Raw genomic sequence first — 1065 nt, forward strand, 5'->3', positions numbered from 1 at the left:
TTTCTTCAGGTTATCAAAAAAGTCAGCATCCTCTTTTTTAATATCAGCGACAACCTGATTGGCAAAAGCCTTTGCCTGTTTTGTGTTGAGTTTGTCTGTCATCGCTTTATTAAAGACCTCTGGAAGCTGTTTGCCAACTTCCCCTTGGGCAAACACAAAGCCTTTGAAAATTTCCTCACCTGAATACTCAAGCTGCTTTGCCTGTGCCACACTTTCTTGCTGCTTTACCAAAAACACAGTCGTCACCAATACAACCGACAAAAAAACTAGAAACGCCTTCTTCAAACTGAAACCTCTCCCTTCTTGTGTTTTTTATTCCACAACAGTCTGCGAATATATGTAAATTGAATCGTGGAATCGATAGGAGTGAGATACAATATCAAAATGCCGGCCATGATAATGGAAAAACTGATAAGGCCCAGCATGACTGCAAAAATCTCATGCATAAAAACAGCGATAATCAAAATCAATCTCCAATGCTTCTTCGGCGCAAACAGCGCCGCGAAGATGACAATTTGAACCAGCAGCGTTCCCCATGTCGGAATCACCACGAACGGACTTGTTACAATTGGCTTCGTTAACGCCTGAAAAAAGCCGTTGAAGCCTATGGTTTTTTCCTGGGCGAAATAATAGACGGCCGTTCCGTCCACCCATTCCAGCTGAGACAGCTTAGCGACGGTAGAGTGAAAATAAAGCACCGCCACTTGGATTCTGATCACAAAATAAGAAATAAAAGCTGTTATTTTTCCAAGTGTTCTTTTGCCCTCTATAGGTCTCGTACTCCAATGCCATTTTCTCGGATCGGTCAGCGTGATGGGAAGCAATAAAAAGGTCATGACGGCTGCTGCCTGCTCGCCTCCGTCGATGACGATCAGAGATGACTGCAGGCTGTAACTGACATACCAATGCAGAACCCCGGTGATTCTGGGGCGCCAGCCAATGACAACAAGCACCAGAATGACAATGCAGACCCACCTGAAAAGATTTAACATCATATAGTTATTTTCGCCGAGGCAAAAGAGACTGAGATTCATTTTACAAGCTGGATAGCTGCTGATCCCGCTG

Annotated in this window: 1 protein-coding gene and 1 pseudogene; both read right to left on the reverse strand. The window is 44.1% G+C overall.

Annotated features, from left to right (window positions below; all coding sequences use genetic code 11):
* Positions 1–285, reverse strand: a pseudogene (locus ACWHAR_RS22950) (sporulation delaying protein family toxin); the annotation flags it as partial.
* On the reverse strand, positions 282–1065 hold a 784-nt coding region (locus tag ACWHAR_RS22955; protein WP_452087930.1), incomplete at its 5' end, for a sporulation-delaying protein SdpB family protein. The gene ACWHAR_RS22955 and the pseudogene ACWHAR_RS22950, both read right to left, overlap by 4 nt.

Source organism: Bacillus sp. LR--39 (assembly GCF_053613335.1).